Source organism: Wolbachia endosymbiont (group B) of Philonthus cognatus, from assembly GCF_947179345.1.
Lineage (GTDB): Bacteria > Pseudomonadota > Alphaproteobacteria > Rickettsiales > Anaplasmataceae > Wolbachia.
Genome location: NZ_CAMXBG010000002.1, coordinates 809987 through 836912, shown reverse-complemented (window position 1 = coordinate 836912; position 26926 = coordinate 809987). Strand labels below are relative to the sequence as shown.

General features: G+C 34.0%; 17 protein-coding genes and 3 pseudogenes. 13 read left to right on the top strand and 7 right to left on the bottom strand.

Annotated features, from left to right (window positions below):
• Positions 1-62: 62 nt before the first annotated feature.
• The 6 genes and pseudogenes from ONG78_RS05815 to ONG78_RS05790 all read left to right on the top strand — a co-directional run.
• The gene (locus ONG78_RS05815) at positions 63-1853 is read left to right on the top strand and encodes an ankyrin repeat domain-containing protein (protein WP_264377910.1); all 1791 of its coding nucleotides are present in this window, start codon (positions 63-65) and stop codon (positions 1851-1853) included.
• A pseudogene (locus ONG78_RS05810) lies at positions 1829-2533 on the top strand (IS110 family transposase); the annotation flags it as partial. The gene ONG78_RS05815 and the pseudogene ONG78_RS05810, both read left to right, overlap by 25 nt.
• Positions 2534-2825: 292 nt before the next feature.
• A complete protein-coding gene (locus ONG78_RS05805; protein ID WP_264377909.1) occupies positions 2826-5372 on the top strand; it encodes a tetratricopeptide repeat protein in 2547 nt (848 codons plus the stop codon).
• 375 nt (positions 5373-5747) lie between these two features.
• The gene (gene ltrA, locus ONG78_RS05800) at positions 5748-7157 is read left to right on the top strand and encodes a group II intron reverse transcriptase/maturase (RefSeq protein ID WP_264377598.1); all 1410 of its coding nucleotides are present in this window, start codon (positions 5748-5750) and stop codon (positions 7155-7157) included.
• A gap of 186 nt (positions 7158-7343) precedes the next feature.
• Complete coding sequence (locus ONG78_RS05795) at positions 7344-9620, top strand: hypothetical protein (protein ID WP_264377908.1); 2277 nt, start codon at positions 7344-7346, stop codon at positions 9618-9620.
• 60 nt (positions 9621-9680) lie between these two features.
• Positions 9681-9818: pseudogene (locus tag ONG78_RS05790) on the top strand (IS256 family transposase); the annotation flags it as partial.
• Between the two features lie 165 nt (positions 9819-9983).
• On the opposite strand, the gene ONG78_RS05780 reads toward ONG78_RS05790, so the two are convergent.
• Complete coding sequence (locus ONG78_RS05780; protein ID WP_264377907.1) at positions 9984-13253, bottom strand: UvrD-helicase domain-containing protein; 3270 nt, start codon at positions 13251-13253, stop codon at positions 9984-9986.
• A gap of 74 nt (positions 13254-13327) precedes the next feature.
• Here ONG78_RS05780 and ONG78_RS05775 point away from each other — a divergent pair, with 74 nt between their 5' ends.
• From ONG78_RS05775 to holA, 5 genes are all read left to right on the top strand, one after another.
• Entirely contained in the window at positions 13328-14194 is an 867-nt protein-coding gene (locus ONG78_RS05775) for a 4-(cytidine 5'-diphospho)-2-C-methyl-D-erythritol kinase (protein WP_264377906.1), read from the top strand.
• Between the two features lie 3 nt (positions 14195-14197).
• The gene (locus ONG78_RS05770) at positions 14198-14545 is read left to right on the top strand and encodes an Mth938-like domain-containing protein (RefSeq protein ID WP_264377905.1); all 348 of its coding nucleotides are present in this window, start codon (positions 14198-14200) and stop codon (positions 14543-14545) included.
• Positions 14539-15348, top strand: a complete 810-nt coding sequence (locus tag ONG78_RS05765) for a metal ABC transporter permease (protein ID WP_007302687.1) — start codon at positions 14539-14541, stop codon at positions 15346-15348. Before ONG78_RS05770 ends, ONG78_RS05765 begins: the two co-directional genes overlap by 7 nt.
• A 114-nt stretch (positions 15349-15462) precedes the next feature.
• The gene (locus ONG78_RS05760; protein WP_264374746.1) at positions 15463-15645 is read left to right on the top strand and encodes a hypothetical protein; all 183 of its coding nucleotides are present in this window, start codon (positions 15463-15465) and stop codon (positions 15643-15645) included.
• Between the two features lie 5 nt (positions 15646-15650).
• Positions 15651-16682 carry a DNA polymerase III subunit delta gene (holA, locus tag ONG78_RS05755; RefSeq protein ID WP_264377904.1) on the top strand — a complete coding sequence of 344 codons (1032 nt, stop codon included), beginning with the start codon at positions 15651-15653 and terminating at the stop codon, positions 16680-16682.
• Here the strand turns inward: holA and gltX are convergent.
• Positions 16643-17992 (bottom strand): glutamate--tRNA ligase, encoded by a 1350-nt coding sequence (gene gltX, locus ONG78_RS05750; protein WP_264377903.1) that lies wholly within the window; start codon positions 17990-17992, stop codon positions 16643-16645. The genes holA and gltX overlap by 40 nt on opposite strands.
• 213 nt (positions 17993-18205) lie before the next feature.
• Here gltX and typA point away from each other — a divergent pair, with 213 nt between their 5' ends.
• Positions 18206-20035 (top strand): translational GTPase TypA, encoded by a 1830-nt coding sequence (gene typA, locus ONG78_RS05745; RefSeq protein ID WP_264377902.1) that lies wholly within the window; start codon positions 18206-18208, stop codon positions 20033-20035.
• Between the two features lie 118 nt (positions 20036-20153).
• Here the strand turns inward: typA and ONG78_RS05740 are convergent, their stop codons facing one another.
• Positions 20154-21011, bottom strand: coding sequence for a WD_0033/WD_0034 family tandem repeat-containing protein (locus tag ONG78_RS05740; RefSeq protein WP_264374750.1), 858 nt, complete (start codon positions 21009-21011; stop codon positions 20154-20156).
• 502 nt (positions 21012-21513) lie between these two features.
• Here ONG78_RS05740 and ONG78_RS05735 point away from each other — a divergent pair.
• Positions 21514-22740, top strand: a complete 1227-nt coding sequence (locus tag ONG78_RS05735; RefSeq protein ID WP_264374751.1) for a CCA tRNA nucleotidyltransferase — start codon at positions 21514-21516, stop codon at positions 22738-22740.
• Here ONG78_RS05735 and ONG78_RS05730 read toward each other — a convergent pair whose 3' ends face one another.
• The 4 genes and pseudogenes from ONG78_RS05730 to ONG78_RS05710 form a co-directional block, all read right to left on the bottom strand.
• Positions 22741-24987 (bottom strand): hypothetical protein, encoded by a 2247-nt coding sequence (locus tag ONG78_RS05730; protein ID WP_264377901.1) that lies wholly within the window; start codon positions 24985-24987, stop codon positions 22741-22743.
• A gap of 101 nt (positions 24988-25088) precedes the next feature.
• Positions 25089-25622, bottom strand: coding sequence for an HK97 family phage prohead protease (locus ONG78_RS05725; RefSeq protein ID WP_264374754.1), 534 nt, complete (start codon positions 25620-25622; stop codon positions 25089-25091).
• Between the two features lie 175 nt (positions 25623-25797).
• On the bottom strand, positions 25798-26211 hold the full coding sequence (locus tag ONG78_RS05720; RefSeq protein WP_264377900.1) for a hypothetical protein: 414 nt from the start codon (positions 26209-26211) through the stop codon (positions 25798-25800).
• 504 nt (positions 26212-26715) lie between these two features.
• Positions 26716-26841 (bottom strand): annotated as a pseudogene (locus tag ONG78_RS05710) (IS256 family transposase); the annotation flags it as partial.
• Positions 26842-26926: the final 85 nt, after the last annotated feature.

Sequence of the window (26926 nt, the reverse complement as noted above, 5' to 3'; positions counted from 1 at the left end):
ATCATTTGTTTTTCTGATGTATCTAATTATTATATAAAAGCTTTAAGTAATATAGGGGGTGTATGCTGAGGACACAACATCGAGTAAATAATCTAAAAAAAGGGATCAATTCAGAAATCATTGATCGGTTGAAAGAGCAGCTAAATAAGCAAAAAAACAGTAAATCTTCTCAACTTAAAAAGAGAATAAGACGTCAATATAATCCTGATGATATTAACATTGCTAAATTGTTTCTGGCGATACGTGAGCATAGAACGGGTAATTCTGAGCTAGATAAGACTAATGCAATTAAAGAATTAGTTACTAAGGTAGAAAATATTAATGATACTGATCTCAATGATGGTGGTAATACACCATTACATGTTGCTGTAAGCAAAAATCATCAAGACATTGTTGAACTTCTTTTGAATGTGTCTGGTATAGATGTAAACATTCAAAATAATCAAGGTAATACTCCTTTACATATTGCTATTTCTAAAGGTAATGAAGAATTAGTACGATTACTCCTAAGTAAAGGAGCAAAGATTAATATTAAAAATAAGGATGATAAAACTCCACTAGATAATGCTAAGCAATCAAATAAGGAAAAGATTATTAAGACTTTAGAAGAACATTTAAGAAAATCTTCTAGTCAAGTAGAAAGACTTTCTGCACAGGAGAAGGAAGTGCATGAAAAGCTCAGAAAGTTTGTTGAAGATTTTGTTTTTATTTATGAACGCTCTTTATCAGAATACTATGAAAGACTAGAAAATCAAAAAGGAAAAACAGGTAAGTGGGCTGATTTTGCTAATACGATAATGGGAACAGGACAAGGTGGAACAGAAGGAGTGGAGATAACAAAAATAAAGGCATCTTCTCTTGTTGTGATTAACGTTCTTCGATTAGCAATATCCAGCATTGGTAGTAGTTATAATAGAGACGAGCTTAAAAAGCTGATAGATCAATTATATATATTTAAAAAAGATCCGATCAAAGTTAGGGAAGAGTTAGTAAAATCTGGTGTTGAGATTTTTCAAAGTTTTGAGAGCCAATTTGTACAAGTTAAAGTAGATGGAAGTTGGCAGAGAGCAATGACAAAATTAGCAGAAGATGCTGTTAGTAGAGTGGTTGATTACTATAGAAAAAATACCGAAAAAGAGTTTTCTACTTACTCAATTACTGAAGGTATCGTTTTTGGAAAGTCAAAAAAATATAAACAAACCTCCACTGTTATTCCTCACATTAAGCCAGGACACACTTTAGAAAGTAAAAATTCAAATTCATGGAATACTGCAGAACTATTTGATAAAGCGGGATTAGTAATAATAAAGAGTGATGGTAGTGCTGATAAATACTACAAGAGAATAGATGAAAAGAGTGATACTAGCAAATATGGTTATCGTCTTCTTTTTAAATGGGAGTTGGAAAATAAAATAAAAAAATTCGTGAGAGAATACAGTGAAGAAAAGCCTCCTAGAGAAGAGTATAGGTATGTTTTAAAGTTAGATGGGAAAACAAATGAAGAATGGGAAGGTGAATTATTGAATGAGATTAATAAGCAAGATCCGAAGTTAATTGAAGAGAGGTTACTAAGCAATTTTAAAGAAGAAATGAAACAGGAAGCTGAAAAAAACTTCAATGAATTAGAGAATTTCATAGATAAAAACTTTAATGAGCTATCAAGTTACATAGAAAGTAATCAAAATGAGATTGAGAAAGTCTTTAGTGAATTAATGAGTCGACATCAGGAAGCTAGTCAAAAGGTAGTACACTCTATTGCAGAGGGAAGAAAAGAAAGTAGAGAAAGTTTCGAGAAAGTAGATAAAAAGCTTGATGAAATACATAGTATAATCGTAGCGATGCAGAGATTATAGCAGATTATTGTCAAAGACAGGAACCTACACGTTGGACACCACCTTCTTCTGAAAAGAAAAAATTAAAACATCTTTATCGTTGTTCAGCTGCGTTAAAAAATGAATTAACATTAGTAAATAATCATTTAGAAAAGAAAGAGAGACTGCCTGAAAAAGTTGTAAATGTTTGGGAAAATCTTTCAGTGAACATAGAGCAATCAATAGAAACAATAAAAAACTCCATACATGAACTATTAAAACAACACAAAGAATTGTTGGAAGATTTTCAGCTACTATTAACTGTTCCAGGCATAGGAAAGGAATCAGCAGTAGCTATTTTAGCTGAAATTTCTGATATAAAAGTTTTTATAAATGCCAGGCAATTGGCATCATATGCTGGAACTATACCACGGAATATAACATCAGGTTCATCTGTATATGCCAAGCCCAGATTAAGTAAATCAGGTTCACAAACATTACGTAAGGCAATGTATTTTCCTGCTATAGTATCTAAAAAGCATAATCCTATTATTATGACTTTTTGTAAGAGGTTAAAAGAGAAAGGCAAGCATAACATGGCCATTGTAGGAGCTGCAATGCGCAAGTTACTCCATATAGTTTTTGGTGTTTTAAGTTCAAGGAAGGCTTTTGATCCAGATCATATCAAGAATTATAAGGCTAGAAGATTAGCTGAAGTTTAAAGTCAAAAAGTGCTCCATCACATCTTATGTGAAATAGTATCTTACACAAATTTATTTAATGTTGCTGGTTAGTGTGTATGTTGATAAGTAAATTGATTTTACATATACACAACAGCAGAAATTTACTTATCAACATATACACTAACTATAATCTGTGTACTGCTACACAGATTGTGAATTGGAAGTATTTTTTTTGGTTTTATGATGCAATTTAGGAAATTTTTATGTTGACTAACAAGACGGTATCTCTTATCTTGCACCTGAGAAGATTAGGAGAGAAGTATTTTTAGGTTTGACAGGGAGTAGTGAGGAGGAATTAAGGTCAGCTGTTCGTTTACTTGTAAAATATTCTATGGTGAATGGTGAACAAAGGCAAAGTGTGTTGAGTACTCATAAATTAGTTCAAGAAGTGACAAGAATAGCATTAGCAGAGGAGGGTAAAAGCAAGGAGGTTATGGACGAGACTTTCAAGTTACTAGAATCAAATTTTCCTTATGGTGGTGATAAATTAGAAGACTATCTTAGGAAACGAGAATTATTACCACACTTAGAGGCATTTTTATCACATATAGATAATTGGTTAAAAAAGAACCCTCAAGATAAAGAAAAAATAGAAGAAGATTACCTTGAGAATTTATTAATATGGATAAGTGATGGGTATTTTAGCTTTGGTAATCCCAAAAGACAAAAGGAGTTGCTAGAAAGGGCTTTACCTATTTTAGAGAAGCATTACGGAGTAGAGCACTTTGAAGTTGCTAAAACATTAATAAACTTGAGCATCCCTTATGAGGCTTTAGGTGATTATGAAGAAGCAAAAGATTTACTAGAAAGGGCTTTACCTATTTTCGAAAGACATTATGGAGAAGATCATTTTTACGTAGCTCTGGTTCTAGCAAATCTTGGTGTTGTTTACGAGATTTTGGGTGATGCTCAAAGAACAAAAGATTTGCTAGAAAGGGCTTTACCTATTTTAGAGAAGCATTATGGAGAAGATCATTTTGAAGTAGCTATAGCTCTAACGAATCTTAGTAACTCTTACGAAACTTTAGGTGATTATGAAGAAGCAAAAGACTTACTAGAAAGGGCTTTGCCTATTTTAGAGAAGCACTATGGAACAGGGCATTTTCAAGTAGGGATAATGCTAGAAAGTTTAGGTATGTCTTGTCTAGTTTTAGGTGATTATGAAGAAGCAAAAGATTTACTAGAAAGGGCTTTACCTATTTTAGAGAGACATTACGGAGAAGATCATTTTGAAGTAGCTGAAACATTAGTAAATCTGGGTATCAATTATGGAGCTTTAAATGATTATCAGCAACAGAGTGAGTTGCTAGAAAGGGCTTTGCCTATTTTAGAGAAGCATTATGGAGAAGATCATTTTGAAGTAGCTATAGCCTTAGAAAATTTAGCTTTTGCTGAGAAAGCTTTAGGTAATCATCAAAGAGCAACAGAGTTACTAGAAAGGGCTGATAAAATATATCGAAAAGGTAAAGTTGAAGAATGTTTGCCGAGTACAAGTTTAGGAAGAAGAAAAAGAGAAGTAAAGATCGGGGAATGTGAGCTTTCTTGGGAAGATGTAGATAAATTTAACACAGAAAAAGATGAGAAAAGAGATTTTAGTAAAATTAAGATAGATAGTGAAAAGTTCGTTAATTATATTAAAGATCTACCAGAGGAAAAGCATTCTCAGCTAATTGAGCTAGCAGGTAAAGTTCAAGTTAAGGGTAGATTTAGCAATTTGGTTGATAAGCTTACCAGTAATCAGAAAGTCATGAATCATTTAAGTAGAGTAAAGAAAATCTCTAGCATAACCATGCATGGAATGATGGTTAAAAATGTTTTAGCTGACTTTTTTAATGGAGATTATCAGGGTGTAGCAATTAATGTTGGTTTTATAGCCGGTGGTCAAGGGTTTGCTAAAGTTGCTGAAGCTGCATCTCGTAAAGGATTAAATTTACTCTCAGAAGGAAAGTCATTACTTGGTAGGTCTTTAAGGGTTGCATCACCTTTTCTTGCTCGAGGTACTTCTGCGTTTGTTATTTATGATCTAGTAAATCAGATAAAAGCATTTAAAAATAGTACTGAAGAAGCACTAGTTGGCGTAATAGGAGATAGTATTTATCTTGGAGTGGATAGCGCAGAGATTGGTATAGAAGTTGCTGAAGTTTTTGAAGTACTAGAAGGAGTATCAAGTGTTACTGGACCTATTGGAGCAGGAATCGGCGCTGTAGTATTTGTTGGAACTGATGTTTACATGGCAGTAAAGAGAGTTGAAAATATTGATCAACTGATTCATTTAAATGGAGGAGAAAAATTTATTGAAGGTTTGCGTGCATTTATAGGTATGCAACCTGAACAATATATAGAAGAGTTAATGGAGGAAAAACAACTTTATAACCAATTAGTTAAGCAAGGATTTGAGTATTTAAGGGAGAATCGTGCTATTCAAAGCTATGTTTTTCCTACTGGTAAATCAGTTGTAGATTTTTGTCGTGAAATGTCATACCCAACATCAATTGGAATGATATTAGGCTATCATACTGAAGAATGCACAACTAAGTTTGAGATAGATTTGAACAGTACAGTACTACTTGATAGAAAAAGAAATGATATAAAATGGAGCAGAACAAGACCGAATGATCCAAGCGGTGGAAGATTATTTTGTTTACCAAGGGGAGATGGTGAGCCTGCTTCGAGTTATGGGTCAGTGTGTCCAGAGAAGGTGAAGATGTTCAGTGGGAGTCAGACCCACCAGGATAAAAGTCGGAGTCCTGTAGCTAGGGTAGCAATGTGGAGGGAAACCAAAATGTTGAAGCCTACCGACAACGTTATCGTAGGATAATGGCGAATTACTAGGCCGCAGTGAAAACGAACACATGGGTGGCCCCGGAAAAACTCTAAGTACTAAAGGCCGAGCCCACTGAACCAGGGCGAAAGCAATATAGGAGGCTGAAACACGAATGATACAGCATACCTACTTTAGCGGGGTGATAGTGGCAGCATGGTAATAAGGACATATAAAGCAACTGGAGAAACCCTCCTCATCCCAAGGAGAAAAACCTTGGAGTGGTAGGTTCTATAACTGGAAAACAGGAAATGAACCGAAGATGAAAGGGTGGCGGATGGGTGTGTAGTAGCGAAGAAGTGGGGTAACGCCCATGGAGCAAAGGCACCCTACTAGTAGAGATCTTTTAACAAAAGGAAGGTAAAGGTAAAAATGACAAAAATGCCAATAAAATTACAAGACCTGAGAAGAAAGATATATATCAAAGCGAAAGCAGAACCGGAATGGCGATTCTGGGGAATCTATGTACACGTCTGCAAGATGGAGACACTAGAAGAAGCATATAAGCTAACAAAGAAAAGCAATGGGGCACCAGGAATTGATGGGGTAACATTCAAATCGATAGAGGCAGAAGGCTTAGAAAAGTATCTTCAGCAAATAAGACATGAACTAATAACCAAAACCTATAGCCCAAATAGGAACCGGAGAAAGGAAATACCAAAAGTTGGGGGAAAACTCAGAACGTTGAACATACCCTGCATCCGGGATAGAATAGTGCAAAGTGCACTAAAGCTAATAATTGAACCGATATATGAATCTGACTTTCAGGACGGATCATATGGATATAGACCCAAGAGAAAAGCGCATGAAGCAGTAAGCAGAGTAGCGAAAGCAGCAATCAAAGGCAATACAAAATGTATTGATGTAGACCTGAAATCCTATTTTGATAACGTACGACATCATATTCTCATGGAGAAAATTGCCAAGAGAATAAATGATAAAGAAATCATGCACTTGATCAAGCTAATCCTTAAGGTAGGAGGAAAACGAGGAATAGCGCAAGGGTCGCCGATCTCACCGTTGTTGAGCAATATATACCTCAATGAGGTAGACAAAATGCTAGAGAGAGCAAAAGAGGTGACCAGGGAAGAAAAATATCAACGTATAGAATACGCCAGATGGGCAGACGATTTAGTGATACTGATAGATGGGCACCAGAGATGGGAATGGCTCGAGAAATTAGTGTACAAAAGGTTACAAGAAGAATTAGCAAAACTAGAAGTAAGTGTAAATGAAGAAAAGACAAAAATTGCCAATCTAAAGAGAGGAGAAACATTCGGCTTTCTAGGATTTGACTTTCGAAAGAAAATTACAAAACAAGGAAAGTGGAGAGTACAGATAACACCACAGATGAAAACACGAACAAGCCTACTTCAAAAGTTGAAGAAGGTATTCAGTAACTATAAATCGCAACCAATAAGGAGAGTGATTCAGATCATCAATCCAATATTGAGAGGGTGGGTAAACTACTTTAGAATAGGAAACTCAAGTCGAAGCTTCAGCTACGTTAAACAGTGGGTAGAGAAGAAAACAAGACGCAATATGATGCAAGCCAGAAAAGCAAAAGGATTTGGTTGGGAAAGGTGGAGTAGCGAATGTATATATGAGACCCTTGGTCTATATTCGGACTATAGAATAAGATATTACGTTCCGAAAGCCTTACCAGCACAATATGTTATAAACTTTGGTAAGAATCTACTAGGAAAGCGTAGTGCGGGAAATCCGCATGCTGCGTTTGATGAGGCGGGAATTGGAAACGTAAACATGGGAATTTTGGATTGAGGACCAACATGAAAATAATGGATCAGCCACCAAACCCTAAAGAGGCGCGCCAGTTCTCGACCCTACTATTTATGTAAAAATGCAATTGGTTTATCTGATAACAAAACAGAAGGGTATACTCTAATTAATTTAGGAGAAGGTGAAGATTATGCAAAAGGATTTAAGAATAGCCCGAACATATTTGTAGTGAATGATGGTTCTAAAGAATACTATGGGGGAAATAAGAATGATATATTTGTTTTACAGGGAGATCTTATAGAAGGATCCTTGTACGGAAAGGGTGGAATTGATACCTTAGATCTCACTGGATTGACTCAAGAAGATGTAAGTGTGGCGGTTAATTTAAATGCAAACATTGGTCTTATCGTACATAAGCTCCGTGGTCATTCTGGCTTCAAAATTAATTCAGTGGAAAGAGTGCTTGGTAGAAAAGCTAAGGCAGATCATATATTTAGTGCATGTAAAACTAAATTTTTGGATGGTAATAGTGGTAGCGAAGAACAACTTGATTATTTGCAAATAGAAAGTAATAACTGTGCCTATAATATACAAGTAATAGTTAGGCCTTATACTGAAGTAAATAGTCTGGCACTAAAAGGTAACTTTAGCTATATTGTACCATTTCAAAAAGGTAGTGCATCTGTTAAATTACTTACTAATTTAGAAAGTAATCATAGGTTTATATTCGACTACTTGCTTGCTGATATTCAGAGTGTTGATGTTAAAGATCAAAATAGCATAAAGTTCAATTTTTTTCCAAAAGTTGCAAATGGAAACTTTAGTATAGCTATCTCATATAACATAATGAACAATATAATCTATCAATTAAAAGACAGCGCTGAAATAAAAGTGGGTAAGGAAAGAAATTTGTATTCAATACAGAGTACTAATACAACTATTGATGAAATTATAAAAAGTTATCCAGCTATAGCGAATAAACTCAATATGACTATCGCTGTGCAATCAGGTGGTGAATCTATACTTGTTGGCCATGGGAAATTTGAGGCGCTTCACAATCACCCGATCCATAACAGTCACTTAATTGGAAATGGTGGTGAGAATATATACGTAATTACTATAGCTTCAGGTAAGAAAAGATATGAACATAGTATTTCTTCTATACCAGAAGTAAACATCTATAATTTTGATGAAGGAAGTTCCATAGATACATTAGATTTACGTAACGTGGTAAAAATAATACAAGATGATTTGAAAATACATATTAATCTGCCAAGAATTTTTCAAGATGGAAATGATTTGCTAGTTAAGTTAGAAACAGAAATGGGACAAAGTTTTTTATTAGAAGTGCTAACAATAAGATTAAAAGACGGTTTGGATTGGTATGAAAATCTTCATATTATCTCAGATAGTGCGCCTATGAAAATAAGTTCTGAATTAGAATTAAAACCACAACCTTTGATATTTGAAAAGGATAAGGAGATTATTGTAGTAACGAATCAAGATGTGGAGAAAGGTACTGAGCTTATCACGCCTAGAAAAGGAGGAAACTATACTTTTGTTCGTAACAATTTCCGTGATTTAATAATAACTAATGCTTTTGACTCGACTATTACTAAAGATAATCTCTGCAGTATTACACTTAGTAAATTCTATAAAATACCTAAGATGAAAGCGTTATCAATAAAATTTGCTGATAAAGAGATAGTGTTAAAAGATCATGAGAAGGAAATAAATGCTGCAAGAGATATAAATATTGTAAAAAGAGAACATAGGAATCAAGTTTATAGTGATGTTTTCACAGAAGTTATGATGTTATCTGACCAACCTCATAGACATAGGCAGCACATTAGAAATCGTAGAAGTGAGTACGCAATTAGTAGTGGTACAAGACCATCTTCATGGATAAATGGTTTATTTGGTTGGATAAAAAGCTCTATAGGTGGGTTTAGAGCTGCTTTGCCTGAAACCTCAGCAAATTATTCTAATACAGCTGGTACTAGCCAATTTAGCAGTGAAGTTTGTGTCAGCAACAATATTGGCTTAGGATTCTTCTTATTACAAAGTTTCTTAGATAAAAAATATCCTCTTCCTAAGTTTTGTTCTGTTACTCCTGAAGAAGCTCTGGCTAACACACTGAATATCGTAGAAGAATTTGAAAAGATATTTGAAAAAACAGCTAAACAATCTGATGTACTAGTAAAAGATGTTAACTTTTTTAAAGTATATTTAGATATAGCAGGCCACGTAAGGAACGAGAGTTACTCCCAAATACCAAATATTTTATATTCAGCTGCAAAAGAAGCTTGTCTGAAAGATGAAAAGTTTTTGAGTATTTTAAAAGGCAATATTGAAAAGATGTGTGATGAGCAACAAATGGTTAACAGTAATAATCAGGAACAAGGTATAGCTAATGTAGATCCTTCATCTTTACTTAATAGGGTTGTTATAGAATTCGCGAATAATAAGGGCTTGAAAGGAGTTAATTGTGCAGGGGAGTGTTAAATAAACTGTGTCAAACCGAGAAGTAAAGTAATAAATTGATAAAAAAATGGAGGTTTGACAATGAGTCAAGCAAACAGAACTACCGGTTTGGTAGACTATAAAGAATTAGAAACAAATATCTTATCATCTATACGAGAAGGAAGACCATTGACAGGAAGAGATGGAGCATTAACACCATTTATAAAAAAACTGCTAGAGGGAAGGCGTATTGTGCTATAAAGAAGGCAGGAGAGAAATGGACTATGCCTATACATGATTGGGCTTTAACTATCTCTCAACTTGATATCTTTTTTCCTGGTAGGTTAAAAATCGAGTTGAACTAAAAATGCGATTTGACACAGTTTATTTAACACTCCCTTTGAGTTAGATCAAAGATTGTAAGGTTAAATCTTCCATCCAAATAACCACGCACTCTACCTGCTTATCTGGGTAGACTTCTTGCACTAAGGTTTTATAGATCAACATTTGCTTTTTTATTTCATTTGATGAGGAAATAGAAACGTTATGGTGTGATTTATAGTCAATTATGATTGCTTTGTCTTCTGTTATACACAGTCTGTCTAGCCGCACTAATACTGGTTTTCCGTCAATTGTTCCACTAAGTGGAATTTCTGATTTGCCCTCCAAGTCGAACAGGTAATCATATTTTTCATTAAAGGTTAATATTTTGCTGTAAATTTCATCCTTATCTTCACTAGTGTTTATGCTATCAAGATATTTCCTAACCCAATTTTTTCTCCTGTCTTTCTCTATCTTGGGCATATATTGCAATATACTGTGAATTATTAAGCCTCTTGCATAGCTGTCTGTCGTCCCAATGCTCCTTTTTGTCATTCCAGCATTCTCATCTGTCATCCCAGTGCTTGACACTGGCTTTTTTTCTCCAGGTTCCAGCGTCACGTGCTGCAATGACATTGATAGGTTTGATGGAGGTGAAATCACTGGAACATCAAAATAATCACGTTTTTTATAAATAGAAGGGTAGTTTGCATTCATGCATAGCACTTCAACTTTTTCTTTAAATATCGGCTGTAAGTATAGTTTTTTCCTCTCATATAATGCTCCATATTGAATAACTAGATCATACCAAGAGCCCTTTTGCACTGGCTCTTTGCCTAAAATGTATAACTCATCTTCAGCACGCGTAAGTGCCACGTACAGCAAACGCAAATATTCGTTATAATCCTCTAGTTTTCTCTCTCTTTTTACTTGATTACAATAAGCATTACTATTTTTGCCACACCAAAATGGTGCTTCCGTTGCATCAAACAAAATATTTTCGCTGTTTCTTGGTACTGTATTTGTGTCAACTAAAAACACTATTGGAGCTTGTAGACCTTTTGATTTATGAATTGTCATTATTCGTACAGCATTGAGTTCTGATTGCATATCGTTTTTAATCTCAGGATTATTTTCTTTGATCCACTGAACAAATGCTTGAAGAGATGGGTGCTCAAATTGCAATACGAGGTTCATAAATTCGTCTAGAATCTCGAAGCACTCAAGACCTAGCCTTGCAGCAAATTTCTTTTTACCTTTGCGTAATATATGCGTGAATAATGTAAGAGGGGATTTTGTCTGAGATAAGTTAATCAGATAGTTTAATTCGCTATAAATAACCTCATGATAATCATGAATTTTTTCCCACAATGACTGCTCTTTACGATTATATGCAATATTGAATAAATCGTCCTCAGTAAAGTTAAATAGCGGTGATTTCAAAACATTTGCAAGAGCAAGATCATTTGCCTGGAGGAGCAAAAATTCAGCTAAAGCTATTAAGTCCTGCACAGCTATGTAATCCATAATTCTAAAATAATCTCGGCCTATAACTGGTACATTTACTTTTTTTAGTTCACTTATTATGTAGTCAACTAGCGCATTTCGTTGCCGTACCAAAATCATAATGTCCCTTGGTTCTATATGGCGATCTTTGGTGACTAAAATCCGCCCTTCGTTTAACCAATTGTGAATTCTTTGGGCTATTGCCTGAGCAAGTAATCGATCCTTTACTACATAATCTTTCCTCTGTGTTAAATGAATTTGTAAGGCTTGCTGCTCTTCCTCTTTATACCTTGGCAGTAACGGCCAGATTTCAATGTACCCTTGATCGTTTTCTCTATATGGAATATGTTTTATCTTGTTATCATTGAAAGATATTTCTTCACGAAAATTGTTAAATATTCTGTCTACAAGCATCAAAACTTCTGGAGTTGAGCGAAATGACTTTTCAAGTTGACATGATACCCAATCTCTGCCACCGGTTTTCGTGTGAAAATATTGCTGCATGTAATTAAATAGATGGGGATTTGCTCCTTGAAATCTGTAAATTGATTGTTTTACATCTCCAACAACGAATAAAGTTCTCTTTTCGTCACCACCGGTAAAAAATTCATTGCAGAGATTTGTTATAATTTTCCATTGACTAATACTATTGTCTTGTGCCTCGTCAACAAGAATGTGGTCTATTTTTTGGTCTAGATTAAACAATATCCAATCTTTATTGACTGGATTGCTAAGGAGATTTGTTGCTAAATTGATGATATCATCATAATCAAGCAGTGCATTCTTTGATTTTTCATTATTATATAGATCAACATATACTTTAAATATACTAAGTAAACTACTGGTTCTTCCGAATATTTGATAAGAATTTATGTCCTTTACATGGGTAAACAATGCATTTTGAATGCTTTCTATCATTTGCTCTACGTCTTCAAATTTTTCCAAAGCACCCTTTGTTATAATGGATGATATGCTCTTTTTTTCGTACGATTCTGATTTGAGAAATACTTTAGCTAAGTTCTCTATCTTGTTATCATCCCAGTGCTTGACACTGGGATCCAGAAAAAAAGAAATATGGATCCCAGTGTCAAGCACTGGGATGATAACATTTGGTACGGACGATTTTGTGCTATTACACCAATCATAAAGTATCGCACTGTAACTCTGATCTCTTTTGCTTCCCTTACTTAATATTTTAGCTAATCTTTTTATCTGCTCAATCGTTTCATTCTGTAAATTGTCAATCTTGTCTGGGACGCTTAGTTTATCTTTTATATATCCTAAATTATTTTCTAGAGCTGATCTCTTTATACATAAGGTATAGAGCAAATCACGCAGCTTATTTTCATCAATTTCAGCTGCAACGATATTGATATCGTCCTGCACAGTTTCGTTATGAAGCGTTTTTTCAAATACGATGGAATGCAATTCTTTACATTCGCTCAACGTACAATTTGGAGCGATACCAGCTTCTGTAGGAAAGCTGGAGATTAATTTGTAACAAAAGGCGTGTATAGTTTGAATATTAAGACCAAGATTTTCCAGTTCAGAAAAAAGCCTTCTTGCTCTTGTTAAATAATCTTTATTTTCTCTGGTCACACACTGGGCTAATTGTTCTAAATCTGTGACCAATATACCCTCTGGACATATTGCCCACTTACTAAGTGTACTGTAAATGCGATCCTCCATTTCATTTGCTGCAGCATTGGTAAATGTTAAGCAGAGAATATTTCTCTTATTCTCTAATAGAAGTCTTAATACTCTGTCTATTAAGATCTTTGTTTTACCTGTACCAGCTGATGCACTTACCCATACAGAGAAGTTAGGATTTATGGCATTTGATCTCATTAGGAGTGTATAAAGTTTGACTGAAGTGGCATTTCAAGTATAGTAAATAAGATAGTGTTAGTGAAGATATACAGATGGAAAGTTTTTGTGTAAAGGCTCCTGCAAAGATCAATCTTTTTTTACATATTATAAATAGAGAAGAAAGAGGGTATCATTTAATTGAAAGTTTGGTTGTCTTTGCTAAACTTTCTAATTTTTTAGAGATAAAAGTAGGAGAAAAAAACTTTAGATATGATAACTCTACAGTTCAATTTGTAAACTCTGAGTTTAAAATAAATTATCGATATAATACTATAACGAAAGCATTGAGTCTACTGCTTAGGTACGCTCCTATACGAACTAAAGTCACTGTAAAGGTTATAAAAAATGTACCAATTGCTGCAGGATTTGGTAGTGGTTCCTCAGATGCTGGAGCTGTGATACGCACGCTAGGAGAGCTGTGGGATATTGATAGGCAAATTTTAAGTGATATAGCTTTAAGCGTTGGTGCTGATGTGCCTGCAAGTGTAGATAGTAAGCCAGTTTTTGTTAGAGGTGTTGGTGAGGAATTATGTCCCATTAAACAATGCTCTTTACCCATAAGTCTGGTACTTGTGAAACCAAAAAAAAAGTTTTTGAATACATCAGAAGTATTTTCCAAGTATAAAGAGGATTTCTCTAATCCAATTAAGTGGAGTGATAACACTGAGGAGAATTTGTTAGAGCTTCTTAAAGAGACAAAAAATGACCTTCAAGAAGCAGCAATAGGTTTTGTACCTGAAATTCAGAATGTAATATCAACACTAGAGTCACAAGAAGGCTCTATACTTTCTCGTATGTCAGGTAGTGGTGTAGCGTGTTTTGGAATGTTTGATAGTGAAGAAAGTGCAAAAGCTGCAGCGGCAAATATCAAAAAGGAATATCCAGAATGGTGGGTGTGCGACACGGAATTAATAGTTTGATTTATGCCCTTAATTTCCAAGAAGAAAAATCTTATAGATGGTTACAGGGAAGAAAGATTTTGGGTAAATAATCAAGAATATCATGGCTCAATTATAATTTTTCCTGAAAAGGTGATTGAATTGAAAGAAAGTGATATAAATAACAAGAAGTATTTTAAATCTTTTTTAACAGAGGAAATAGAGATTTTGATAATAGGTACTGGTAAGATACGCGATTGTTCAATGAAGTCTTATCTTATGGAGCAAAAGAATTTAAATTTTGAATTTATGACGACGGGTTCTGCATGCAGAACCCATAACGTTTTAATATCTGAAGATAGATTTGTTGTCAGTTATCTGATAGCATGTTAGAGATATTTACACAGAGTTTTTTTATAAATAGTCTAATTGCGGTAATTATGATTAGCCTAGTCACAGGAGCTCTAGGGTCATTTATGATATGGCAAAGGTTATCGTATTTGGGTGATAGTTTGTCCCATTCTTCATTGCTTGGTATTGCACTTGCTTTGATCTTTAATATCAGCCCATCGGTAAGTATAATGCTCATTGCAATTATGTTTGCTATACTACTTTCTCTTAATTTTAATAAATTATACTCTGCTGATACGATATTGAACATAGTTACCAATGTAGTTTTATCATCGAGTTTAATACTTATGTCTTTTCTTCCATCAGGTAATAATAGTATTATTAGCTCACTTTTTGGTGACATATTAATGATTGACCAAAGTAATATAATATCAATTTTTCTAACCTCCGTAATAGTTACTTTGATATTAATATTTAGATGGCGCTATTGGCTGATGATTTCGATTAATCAAGATTTGGCAACAGTTGAGAAAGTACATGTTAATTTTGTTAGGCTAGAATTTTTGATTATACTCGCTATCTTTATTGCAATTTCTGCTCAATTAATAGGAATATTACTCATTGCTGCATTTTTGTTAATACCTGCTGCATCAGCAAGACTCATTTCAAAAACTCCAATGCAAATGATTATTGTTGCAACAGTTTTTTCTGTGATTTCTGGAGTATCAGGTTTGATATTATCTGCAAGTTTTGACTTATTAACTGGACCTGCAATTATACTTATCGCAGCTGTGTATTTAATCATTGCTTATTTTATAAGATTGGTGTTAAGTAGATCGACTTAATTTTGGTCTCGGAAGTTCATAATTCATTAACAAATGAGTGTAACTATCTGAGCGTAAAGTAGTTTTTGCTACGTTGTTTTTATGTGCTAATTGTTAATTTGTGGAGTGAAAGATATGGCCGAAGGATTTTTTTCTAGATATATAGGACAGCCTATAAAAAATTTTTATAATTATGTTACGGGAAAGAAAGAAGTGTCTGATGATATGCAGAATACAGCAAATCAAGAAAGCTCAGAATTGTTGGAAACTGATGTGCAATCAAATGATGTACCACCAAATAGTGATCATATAATATAGATGGCATGAGAATCACGCCATCTAAAGTTAAAAAATTCCTTGAGAAACCCGATACTTTAAGTGGTGTATTAATTCATGGGAGTGACAATAGTAAGGTCGATATTTTTGTACAGAAAATAATTGCCAACTTGAATGAGTATTCAGTTCAGGTAATGGATTTTGCAGTAGTGAATAAGTCGCCTGGCTTGTTATTTTCCGAGTTGGCAAACATTTCGATGTTTACTAAAAAAAGGTTAGTTAAGCTGATAAATGTCAGTGGAAGTATATCTAAAGAGTTAAGAAACATATTGGATCATAATATAGGCGATCATTATATAGTAATGATCGCAAATGATCTTCCATATAGTTCTACAACTAAAAGTTATATGGAAAGCTCAAAAATTTTCGGTGTCATTACCTGCTATAAGGACAGCGGTAGTAATCTTTGTGATATTATATCAAGTTACTTGAAACAAAATGATATAGAGTGCACAAGTGAGATAATCTACCACTTGCAGTCTTATTTTAATCATAGCAAACTGCCTATATATTCAGAGCTTGAAAAATTAGTTTTATATCTAGGAAAAAGAAAAGATCTTAAACTTGCTGATATAGATCTATGCTTTTCAACCTCCGGCAATGATTATGTTACACTTGATAATCTGTGCTCTGCAATAGTGAGTAAAGACATGGGACAATTCATCAAAATTTCCGATGTATTGATATTACAAGAGAATTTTTCACCGATAGCATTAATCCGTATTATATCAAATTATTTTCTACGGCTAGAAAGCGTTTTGCTGTTAATACAAAATGGAATGAATGAACAAGCTGCAATTGACCAGCTGAGTCCTCCATTGTTCTTCAAACAATTGCAGAGTTTTAAATCTCATTTGAAAAGTTTGCAACTTTCAGAACTTAAGAAGATCTTAGAAAATTTGATGAGCTTGGAAGTGACTTGTAAAAGAACTGACTTGGACCATAAAATGATCTTTCAGCATGAGATTAACTATTGGTGTTATTCAAATACATTCGGTGCATTTAAACCTTTTGTGTGATTTTCTTCTAACCTTGCAACAATGCTCTCTCTACCGATAAAAATTAATAATTTAGCGAGTTCTGGACCTGTTTCTGTTCCTGTTAAAGCGAGGCGCAACTGCATAAATAGATCTTTTGCCTTTATATCAACTGTCTGTCGAATATTTTTAACCCATTCTGATAACGTATTTTCATTACAATCACCTTGAGGTAATGTGCTTAGCGCTATTTTTATAAATTCTTTATTAATAACCACAGGCTCTATATTGGATTTACATACTTGCCACCATTTGGCCACCTCAGAAAACCTGTTTATGTTGTTTCTTATAAAATACCAAAACTCTGAACCAATTTGACTTAAACGATCTTGCACCATTTCAAATGGCATTTGTTGCAGCACTTTGCTATTTAGCTTATACATTTCACTCAAGCTGAATTGTAAAGATGCTGAGCTAAATTTTTTGATATCAAATGAGTCAATTAAAGGCTGCATATCAACATGAGCTTCTATTGGATCAGATGTGCCAAGTTTTGCTAAATAGCTAGTTAGCGCCATTGGCTCAATCTCATCTTCTCTTATGGACTTAATATCCAACCCACCTTTCCGTTTCGATATTTTGCTATCATCAAAGTGTAGTAGGGGAAGGTGGGCAAAGATAGGAATTTTCGCTTTTAATGCTTGAATCATTTGAATCTGAACTGCGGTATTAGTTACATGATCTTCCCCGCGTACAACATGGGTTACATTAAAGTCAATGTCATCAATAACAGAAGGTAGCATGTACGTATAAATTCCATCTTCTCTTTTTATTACAGGATCGCTGATATGAATTGTTGCAATATTTATTTCGCCTTTAACTTCATCATTCCATTTTACAGTTTTATTTCTATCCAATTTAAATCTGAAATGTGGTTTTCGCCCTTCTTGCTCATAACGAATTTTCTCTTGCTCAGTTAAAAGCAACGCACCTTTATTGTAAATAGGGGGAAGACCTTGTTTTAATTGCAATTTTCGTTTAGTGTCTAATTCTTCTCTTGTTTCATAACATGCATAAATATGACCTTCTTTCATTAACTGTAAGAACACCTCGTTATAGCGCTCAAAACGCTCTGATTGCTTAAAACTTGAATTCCAATTTATGCCAATCCATTTTAGGTCTTCTATGATATTATCTACATATTTGATATCTGAACGCTCAAGATCAGTATCATCAAAACGTAGTAAAAATTTTCCATTTTGATTACGTGTGTACATCCAACAAATGAGTGCAGTTCTTATGTTTCCTACATGAAGGTAGCCAGTTGGGCTTGGAGCGAATCTTGTTAGCATTTAAATGATTACTTTAGTTTATTTTAATTTTATATAAATGTACTGCTAAAGCAAGATTCTTCTTTGTCTTGGTGTTAGTTGCTACAAAGTACAGCGAACATGAAACCTTTTTGTTAGAGTTCCATGATCTGCCTAGAATACACGGCTTTAGTTATTTACTCTAAATATATTATACGTATACTTGTTATTAAATTAAATTTGAAATGATAAGAAATGAGTGAATTTAAATCAATCCGCAATATTGCAATAATTGCACACGTTGACCACGGAAAAACTACTTTACTTGATAACATGTTAAAACAAAGTGGCACGTTTCGTGAGAATCAAGAAGTTCAAGAACGAGTGATGGATAGTGGTGATCAAGAACGTGAACGTGGGATTACAATACTTGCAAAATGTACGTCAATAATGTGGGGTGATGAGAAAATCAATATCATTGATACACCAGGACATGCGGATTTTGGTGGAGAAGTGGAAAGGGTGCTCTGCATGGCAGATGGTGTATTACTACTGGTTGATGCTGCAGAAGGTCCAATGCCACAGACTAAGTTTGTGTTGTCAAAAGCACTAAAGGCAAATTTAAAACCGATTGTGATAATCAATAAGGTTGATCGACCAGAAAGCAGAATTGATGAAGTACTAAATGAAATATATGAGTTATTTTTTAACCTTGATGCAACCAACGAGCAACTAGATTTTCCAGTACTCTATGCTTCAGGTAGAAATGGTTGGTGTGCTAAGGAGCTATCTGATGAGAGAAAAGATTTAAGCCCATTATTTTCAACGGTGATAGATTACATAAAACCTTCCGTTTATGATCAAAATGCACCTTTTGCTATGCTAGTTACTTTACTTGAATCTGATAAATTTCTTGGCAGAATATTGACAGGAAAGATTTACCAAGGAATCGCGCAAGTTAACTCAGATCTTAAGGTAATTGATCTTGATGGTCAAGTGGTTGAGCGAGGGAGATTAACTAAGTTACTCTCATTTTCTGGCTTAAAACGCGTTCCAGTAGAGCAAGCTGTAGCTGGTGATATCATTGCCATTGCAGGACTTGAGAAAGCTTCAGTTTCAGACACTATAGCAGCACCAGAAGTTACAACTGCGATCAGCTCAACTCCAGTTGACCCGCCAACAATGGCGATTACTATAAGCGTGAATGACTCACCTTTTGCTGGGCAAGAGGGAACAAAACTTACCTCAACTGTTATAAAAGATCGTTTATATGCAGAAGCAGAAACAAACGTTGCAATTACTGTAACTTTGGCTCCAAGTGGTGAAGCATTTGAAGTAGGTGGACGTGGTGAGTTGCAGCTTGGGGTACTGATTGAAAATATGAGAAGGGAAGGTTTTGAACTTTCAGTTTCACGGCCTCGAGTGCTGTTTAAAGAAGAAGATGGCAAAAAACTTGAACCTATAGAGGAAGTAGTAATTGATGTAGATGATGAGTATAGTGGAATCATCATGGAAAAACTTAGCTTTCGAAAAGGTGAAGTAACTGACATGAGACCTTCTGGTAGTGGCAGAACTAGGTTGACATTTTTAGTGCCATCAAGGGGATTAATTGGCTATCAAGGAGAATTTTTAACTGATTCTCGCGGCACTGGTATAATCAACCGTTTATTTCACAGTTATGCTCCACATAAAGGTTCAATTTCCGGAAGGCGTAATGGGGTTTTAATTTCAACAGACAAAGGCGAAGCAGTAGCGTATGCAATTTTCAATCTGCAAGATAGGGGAATTATGTTTATTAAGCCACAGGATAAAGTATATTGTGGCATGATCGTCGGTCAGCATAGTCGTGACAATGATTTAGAAATAAATGTACTTAAAGGTAAGCAATTAACAAACGTAAGAGCTTCAGGTAGCGATGAAGCTATAAAGCTTACTCCACCAAAAATAATGACACTGGAGGACATGATAGCGTATATAGATGATGATGAATTGGTAGAAGTAACTCCAAAGTCTATACGTCTGCGCAAGAGATTCCTCGATCCAAATGAACGTAAACGTGCAGGAAGGGCGAAGAATAAAGAGTAATCAACGTTCCTGATAAAAATCTGAATCCCAGTGTAACTACTTGCATGATAGGAGAAGAAGTACTGTCACGACATTATTGATACTGGGCTTTTTTGCCACTCTGTTGAACGGACACTGATTAAGTTCTTCTATTTTCTTGTAGTCTATGAGAAATAGATACATTATCTAATGCAGTTCTAACATTAGTACCGTTCTGATGAATAACTACAGATAGCTCAAAAGCATTTAAAGTATATTCAACATATGGAGACAGTACAGTACTTACTGCAATAAAGACTTCTTGTAGTATACCACTATTTCGAGCTTGTATCAAAATAGAATTGATACATTCGTTATTACCTTTATATATAGCAAAGGCAAGTGGTTTGATGACATACGTCAGGCTTGGAAATTGCATAATATCTTTAGAAGTAAGGATATTGTGTAGTATACCACTATTTTGAGCTCTTATTAAAATAGAATTGATACATTCGTTATTGCCTTTATATATAGCAAAGTTAAGTGGTGTGATGATATACGTCAGACCTGGAAACTGTACAATATCTTTAGAAGCAAGGATATTGTGCAGTATACCACTATATTGAGCCTGCATTAAAATAGAATTGATACATTCGTTATTACTTCTATGTATAGCAAACGCAAGTGGTGTCAAAGTGTAAGTATAACCTCTTATTGTATAGTTCATAGTACTTGAAGTCTTAAGAATTTCTTGCAGTATACCTTTGTTGTTAGAGTGTGTTAAAATAAGATCAACAGATTCATTATTATCTTTATATATAGCAAGGTTCAGCAGTGTTAGAGTGCGTCCCCCACCTCTTGGAAATCGTGTAGTATATCCAACTGTAAGAACTTTTAGTAAATCATTCTCTGAGGCTGCTTCTAAAATATTATTAATGCTCTTTCTATTCCATATGGCCCTTTTTAACTGAAAATACAAATCTTTTTGTTTTCGTGTTAAATTTTGATGATTTAGCATATTTTTGTAACCTCGCTTTAAAGTCAATGTAGTTTAATTATTAAAATTAATGTGTCAATATACGCTAGAATAATATTAAAGGGTTTTTTAGAGAGCGTATATAGACAATGAAAGTACACTTGATCCGAATGAACGTAAGCGTGCAGGAAGGGCGAAGAATAAGGAGTAATCAACGTTCCTGATAAAAATCTGGATGAGCTACTCGGATAACACCATCATAAAGGGAACCAGTGTCAGTTACTTGAGCAGATACTGGGATGACAAGAGAAGGCTACAAAGGTGTCATGCAAGTAGCTCATCCAGCTTTTTTATAATCATCGAAAACATTGTATTTTAACATTACTTTTATACTTATAAGTTTCTAGGCACTGGATTTGTTGTAGACTTACTCTATCACTTTACCCTCTTATTTTACCACTCTCCTGCCTATATATTTTTATATGAGGATTTTTGCAAAAGTTTCGCATTTTTTGTAACATGATTTTCAGTATGTGTAACCTAAATGCAAATTGATCACGAAACTAGTGTAATTATTGAGGCCATAGAGAAATTTGGTGGTGAGGCAAGACTTGTTGGTGGATGTGTTAGAGATTCAATTTTGCAGCGTGAAATTCACGACATTGATCTTGCTACTAATCTGCTGCCTAATCAAGCAGTTAAAGCGTTAAAACTCCGTAATATAAAAACTATTCCAACTGGCTTAAAACATGGAACTATTACTGCGATTTTAAATAAAAGATCCTTTGAGATTACAACGCTAAGGCATGATGTAAAGTGTGACGGTAGACATGCGAAGGTAGAATTTACTAATGATTGGCAAGCTGATGCTTCAAGGCGCGACTTTACGTTTAATGCTCTTTATGCAGACAAATATGGCCATATATACGACTACTTTGGTGGCATTCAGGACTTAAAAGCACGAAAGTTAAACTTTATAGGTAACGCTGAAGATAGGATTAAGGAAGACTATCTACGTATTTTAAGAGCGTTTCGTTTTCACGCTAAAATATGCATAGGAGATTTAAGTGATGAAATATTGGATGTGTGCAAAAAGCATTCACACATGATTCAAAACCTCTCTGGAGAGAGGATAAGAGAAGAAATATTTAAACTCTTGGAATGCAATGATCCTGCTCCGACACTTAAGAGCATGCAAAAATCTGATGTTTTACAAAAAATTATTCCAAAAGAAGTAAAATGCGAAATTTTATCTTCACCACTTCTTATCAACACTAAACCTCCTACAAAACCCTCAGCGTATGTCCATACGCCTTTCCTAGATCCCACAATCGATGCACTAACAAAATTAGCGTTGCTTATTAGGACTGCTGAAGATAGAGTTAGTCTTGGGGAAGAAGTGAGCAAGTTTTTACGTCTTTCAAATAAGCAAAAGAAAAAAATATTATTTTTATTATCAAACAATATCAAAACAGAGCTTTCAGAAAAAGAGCAAAAGAAATACATATCTTTATTTGGTAAGGAATTATATTGTGACTTAATGAAGATTTGTGGTATTGAGTCTGGAATAAATGTTGATGAGTATATTTCATTTGCTAAGATGTTTAACATTCCAAAATTTCCTTTATCTGGTGATGATTTAATAACTATAGGTCATCAACCAGGGAAAAGTTTAGGTAGAAACTTGGAATTGCTACGACAACATTGGGAAGACAGCTCCTACACTTTAACAAAGGAGGAGCTAATACTTTATGCTAAGAGCCTACTCTAGTTATCTAGCTAATCTCTTCATGTTTGATATAGTAGTGTGACTCATGGAAGAATTAGGTGTGTATTCTTTTTTAGCTTTTTCTGTTAATTGATACTCGTTTACTCCTCCTTGAGTCTGATTACACATTCCCTGATCTGGGGATAAAAATTTATCTCTTATACTTGATGCTAGTTGTAACAACTCGATATTACTTGAAAAAAATTCCATTCTACCTTTTATTAACTCCTCCGAAACAATTTCTTGGAGATTGCTATTATCTTTGCTATGAAAGTTGTTCAAGACAGAATCTGTAATTGCATTAGCAGCTTCCTCATCCCAACTTAAATTTTTCATGCATTTTTTAATAGAAAGTAACAGCTTGTCTTTTAACACACCATCACGTAACTCCTTATCTATATTTCCAATATTACAATATTTTTTGACAACTCCTTTAACTTCAGCTTCTATGATCTCACTTGCTAATTTTTTCAAATTATTTTTTAATAATTCAAGTAACTTATTGCTTTCAAATTTACCATCACTTTGATTTGATAGAGATTTTATAGTTTCACCAAGCACGTTATGGCAAAAGTGTTTTCCTTCAAGTTCAGGAAAACCTTTTTTCAACTCTCTATTTTTATGAGATAAAAATTCCTTGAGCTTCTTATTACTGAAAAGATCATAAGAACCATTTGAAAAGCTTGACTTCATAGAATGAAAAAGTGTTTTTTTTGTAGTAGATGCTATACTAATTGCATCTACCTCTTTAGTTTTTTTATCCATATCTTCTAACTTTGTATCAACATTTCTCTTCTCTTTTTTCAATTCCAGTAACTCTTGATTATTTAACTTTAGTTGTTTCTGTAACTGTTCTTGCGCAACTGACAAATTTTCCTTTAAGCTATCTATTTTAACTAACAGACCTCTTTTTTCTTCCTGTAGTTTTGTAATATCAGCTTTCGCTTGATATTCTGCTTGCTTACGTTCCTCTTGTAACTGCTCAATCTGCTTCTCTTTCTTTGCAGAAGTTTGCTTTAAGCTATCATCTATTCCAGCTGATTCCCACTCTTTACCTTTTTCTAATGTCTGTACTTGTTCTTGTAACTTTTTATTCTCTTCTTGTGAAGATTTTAATTTTCCCTCCAAATCTGCCTTTTGTTTCTTTATTTCAACGTTACTTTCTTCTAATTTCTGTGATTTTTCCTGCAATTTGTCAACTTCACTTTCTAAGACTTTTTTCTCCTCTTTAGCAGCATTTAGTTTACTACTTGAATCCTTTAATTCATCTTTTAGATTAGTCTTTTCTTGCACTAATTGTTGCTGAGTATTTTTCAATTTTTTTCTAAGATCCTCTAATTCAGCATCTTTTTCCTTAGCTTGTTCTAATTCTGCTTGTTTCTCCTCAAGTTGATTTTTTAATTCCTTTATTTTAGTATCATATTTGTTTTTCCACTCAATAGCTTTACTTTCTAAATCTGTGTTTTGCGCTCTTAGGCTTTCATTATCTTTCCTCACAGTTTCATTTATGTCTTTATTTTTATCAGTAAGTGAAGTAATTAAAGCGCCTTGTTTGTCTATTTTTTCCTCTCGATCAAGTATGATTTGCTGTTGTGCGTTATTTTTATTCTCCATTTCCTTTTTCTCTTGTTCTAATACTTCATTGAATTTCGTAAAACTAACTATTTTCCCATCTTTTTCTTCTATATCTGCTGAGAGCGTTTCTATTTTATTTGCAAATTCTTTGCTGCACTCAATTAATTCTTTCTGCAAATGTAATATCTCCTCAGACTTTTCCTTGAACTGTGCTAAAAATTCTTCTCCTCTTTTTTGTGCAATTTCTACCAATTCACTATAGTTCTTTTTAAGTCCTGCAAGTTTAGACTTTAACTCTTCATTTTCTAATTTTAAGTTTCCAATCTGCTGTGCTTGTGCTGCAAAAAATTTAGCAAATATTTCTTTTTCCTCTCCTAATAATTTTACTTGTTCTGTAAGTTCGTTCATTTCTTTCAATTTTTCTTGTAATTTCTCATTTTCATCCTTCAATTCCTTTTCTCTTTCAGATTCTAAAAGATCATCAGTTTGAACCCCATTATCTGCAATAACTTTATTGTAATATAGGATACTCTCTGCCCATTTATTCCACCTCTCTGGCAATATTCGTCCGATTGTTTTTAGATATAGCCAAGCAAGCACAGTGGATAAGCTATATTTTTTTTCCTTTTGTTTAATACTAGGTTCGTCATTAATCTTATTTTTAGTATTTACCATAAAATTACCTAATTTTTAAAGTATTGAAGTTATATATATTAATATAATTATTAAATAAATAATAATATAAATGTTAAATTGTGTGAAAATTTTTATAGATTTTAAGTAGAAATACACATGTTCGTAAGCACAGAATTTGCTTTTTCTATTGCTCTTGCTAACATTTCTTGTTCATTGTAATGATTCTTCACATTGATTACCTGAGCTGACAAATTTGCAGGGAAAGTGACTAAACTAACTTCCCATAGCTCCACTTGTTTTAACACTCGAGCTCCGCTTTCATGATCAACATCATACTCTATCGGTATATAGCCAATCGAAAGACCGTTAATAGTTCCAGTTTTTAGCATTAAATATGCTTCCTCTGCTTTTTGAATACCAAAAAGCAAATGTGCAGTTATATATAGGCCAACATCATTTTCGCAAATATCTGTAATATTACCTATAGGCTCACTTGGGTTGTGCTGCCAAAGAAGTTTTATCTGACTTTTATTTAAGTTGTTCTTAAATGCTCCGGGTAATATCAGATCATTTTGCTTATCAACTATATTAAAAACGCTCGCATAGCCAGAAAATACTCCGTTTTCTTCTATGCTTTTTATTGATAATGGTGAATAGAGAAATTTCTTATTCATAAGTCCTCCTTGTAAATTATGGTATTGGGTTTGCCAGCGCTCTGAGCCAGCTTAAAATGTTGTATAGATTGTTTTCCTATATCTCAGGATGAGTATAAGGCACTACAATATAATTCTATTGTATGCAGTGCTTTGAAAATGGGGAAGTACTTTTTTAGTTATAAAATTTGTCATTTTATATACATAAGGGTAGGGTTTGTTGCACATTGGGTTGTTCAACAGCAGCGTTTTCCAGATTTGTAGAAACAGCTTCATTTGTAGGATTAATTATTTTTCCTAGAAGGAAGCCAAATCCCAAAGAAACAGCGGCTATAAAACCATTCATTAATGACTCTGTCCATGTTTCTCCCTCGTATTCTTGATAGATTTTAGAATATATCATTGTGCCTAAGAATGCTCCAATCATTGATCCAACCAGTTTACTTGTTTCAGCTACTCTCTGTCTTCTCAACTCAACTTCTCTTAGACCTTTATTATTGGCTTCATTCAGGTTTAAATTTCTTTCCAACTCTTCTGATGTTTTCTCCTCAGCATCTTGGGATTTTGTTGATGAACTTTTCTGTAAGTTTTCTAATTCTTGTGTGTCCATCAACACCTCACTATTAAAGCTTAAGTACAAATCATACAGCACTATAATTGTTTAGTCAAGGTAAATACTAGTATATTAAGTAAATATTTACTATATTAATATGATTGCTTAAATTAATCACTAAAAGAAAATAAATTAAGCTTTTCTGGACTGCAAAACCCAGCTATATGATTTGCAGTGAGTTGTAATTTCAGTAAAAACTGTACGAACATTTTAGATAATTTTCATAGTAGAAAGTGCTATCCCAGTTTTACAATACTGGGATAACGGTAAAAGTAGCTATATGCTCTGTCCTCTGTCCTTGAATATTTTGTTGTTCAGTGGTAGCATTTTCAGGAGTGTTAAATAAACTGTGTCAAATCGCATTTTTAGTTCAACTCGATTTTTAACCTACCAGGAAAAAAGATATCAAGTTGAGAGATAGTTAAAGCCCAATCATGTATAGGCATAGTCCATTTCTCTCCTGCCTTCTTTATAGCACAATACGCCTTCCCTCTAGCAGTTTTTTATAAATGGTGTTAATGCTCCATCTCTTCCTGTCAATGGTCTTCCTTCTCGTATAGATGATAAGATATTTGTTTCTAATTCTTTATAGTCTACCAAACTGGTAGTTGTGTTTGCTTGACTCATTGTCAAACCTCCATTTTTTTATCAATTTATTACTTTACTTCTCGGTTTGACACAGTTTATTTAACACTCCCAACTCATGTTCGTA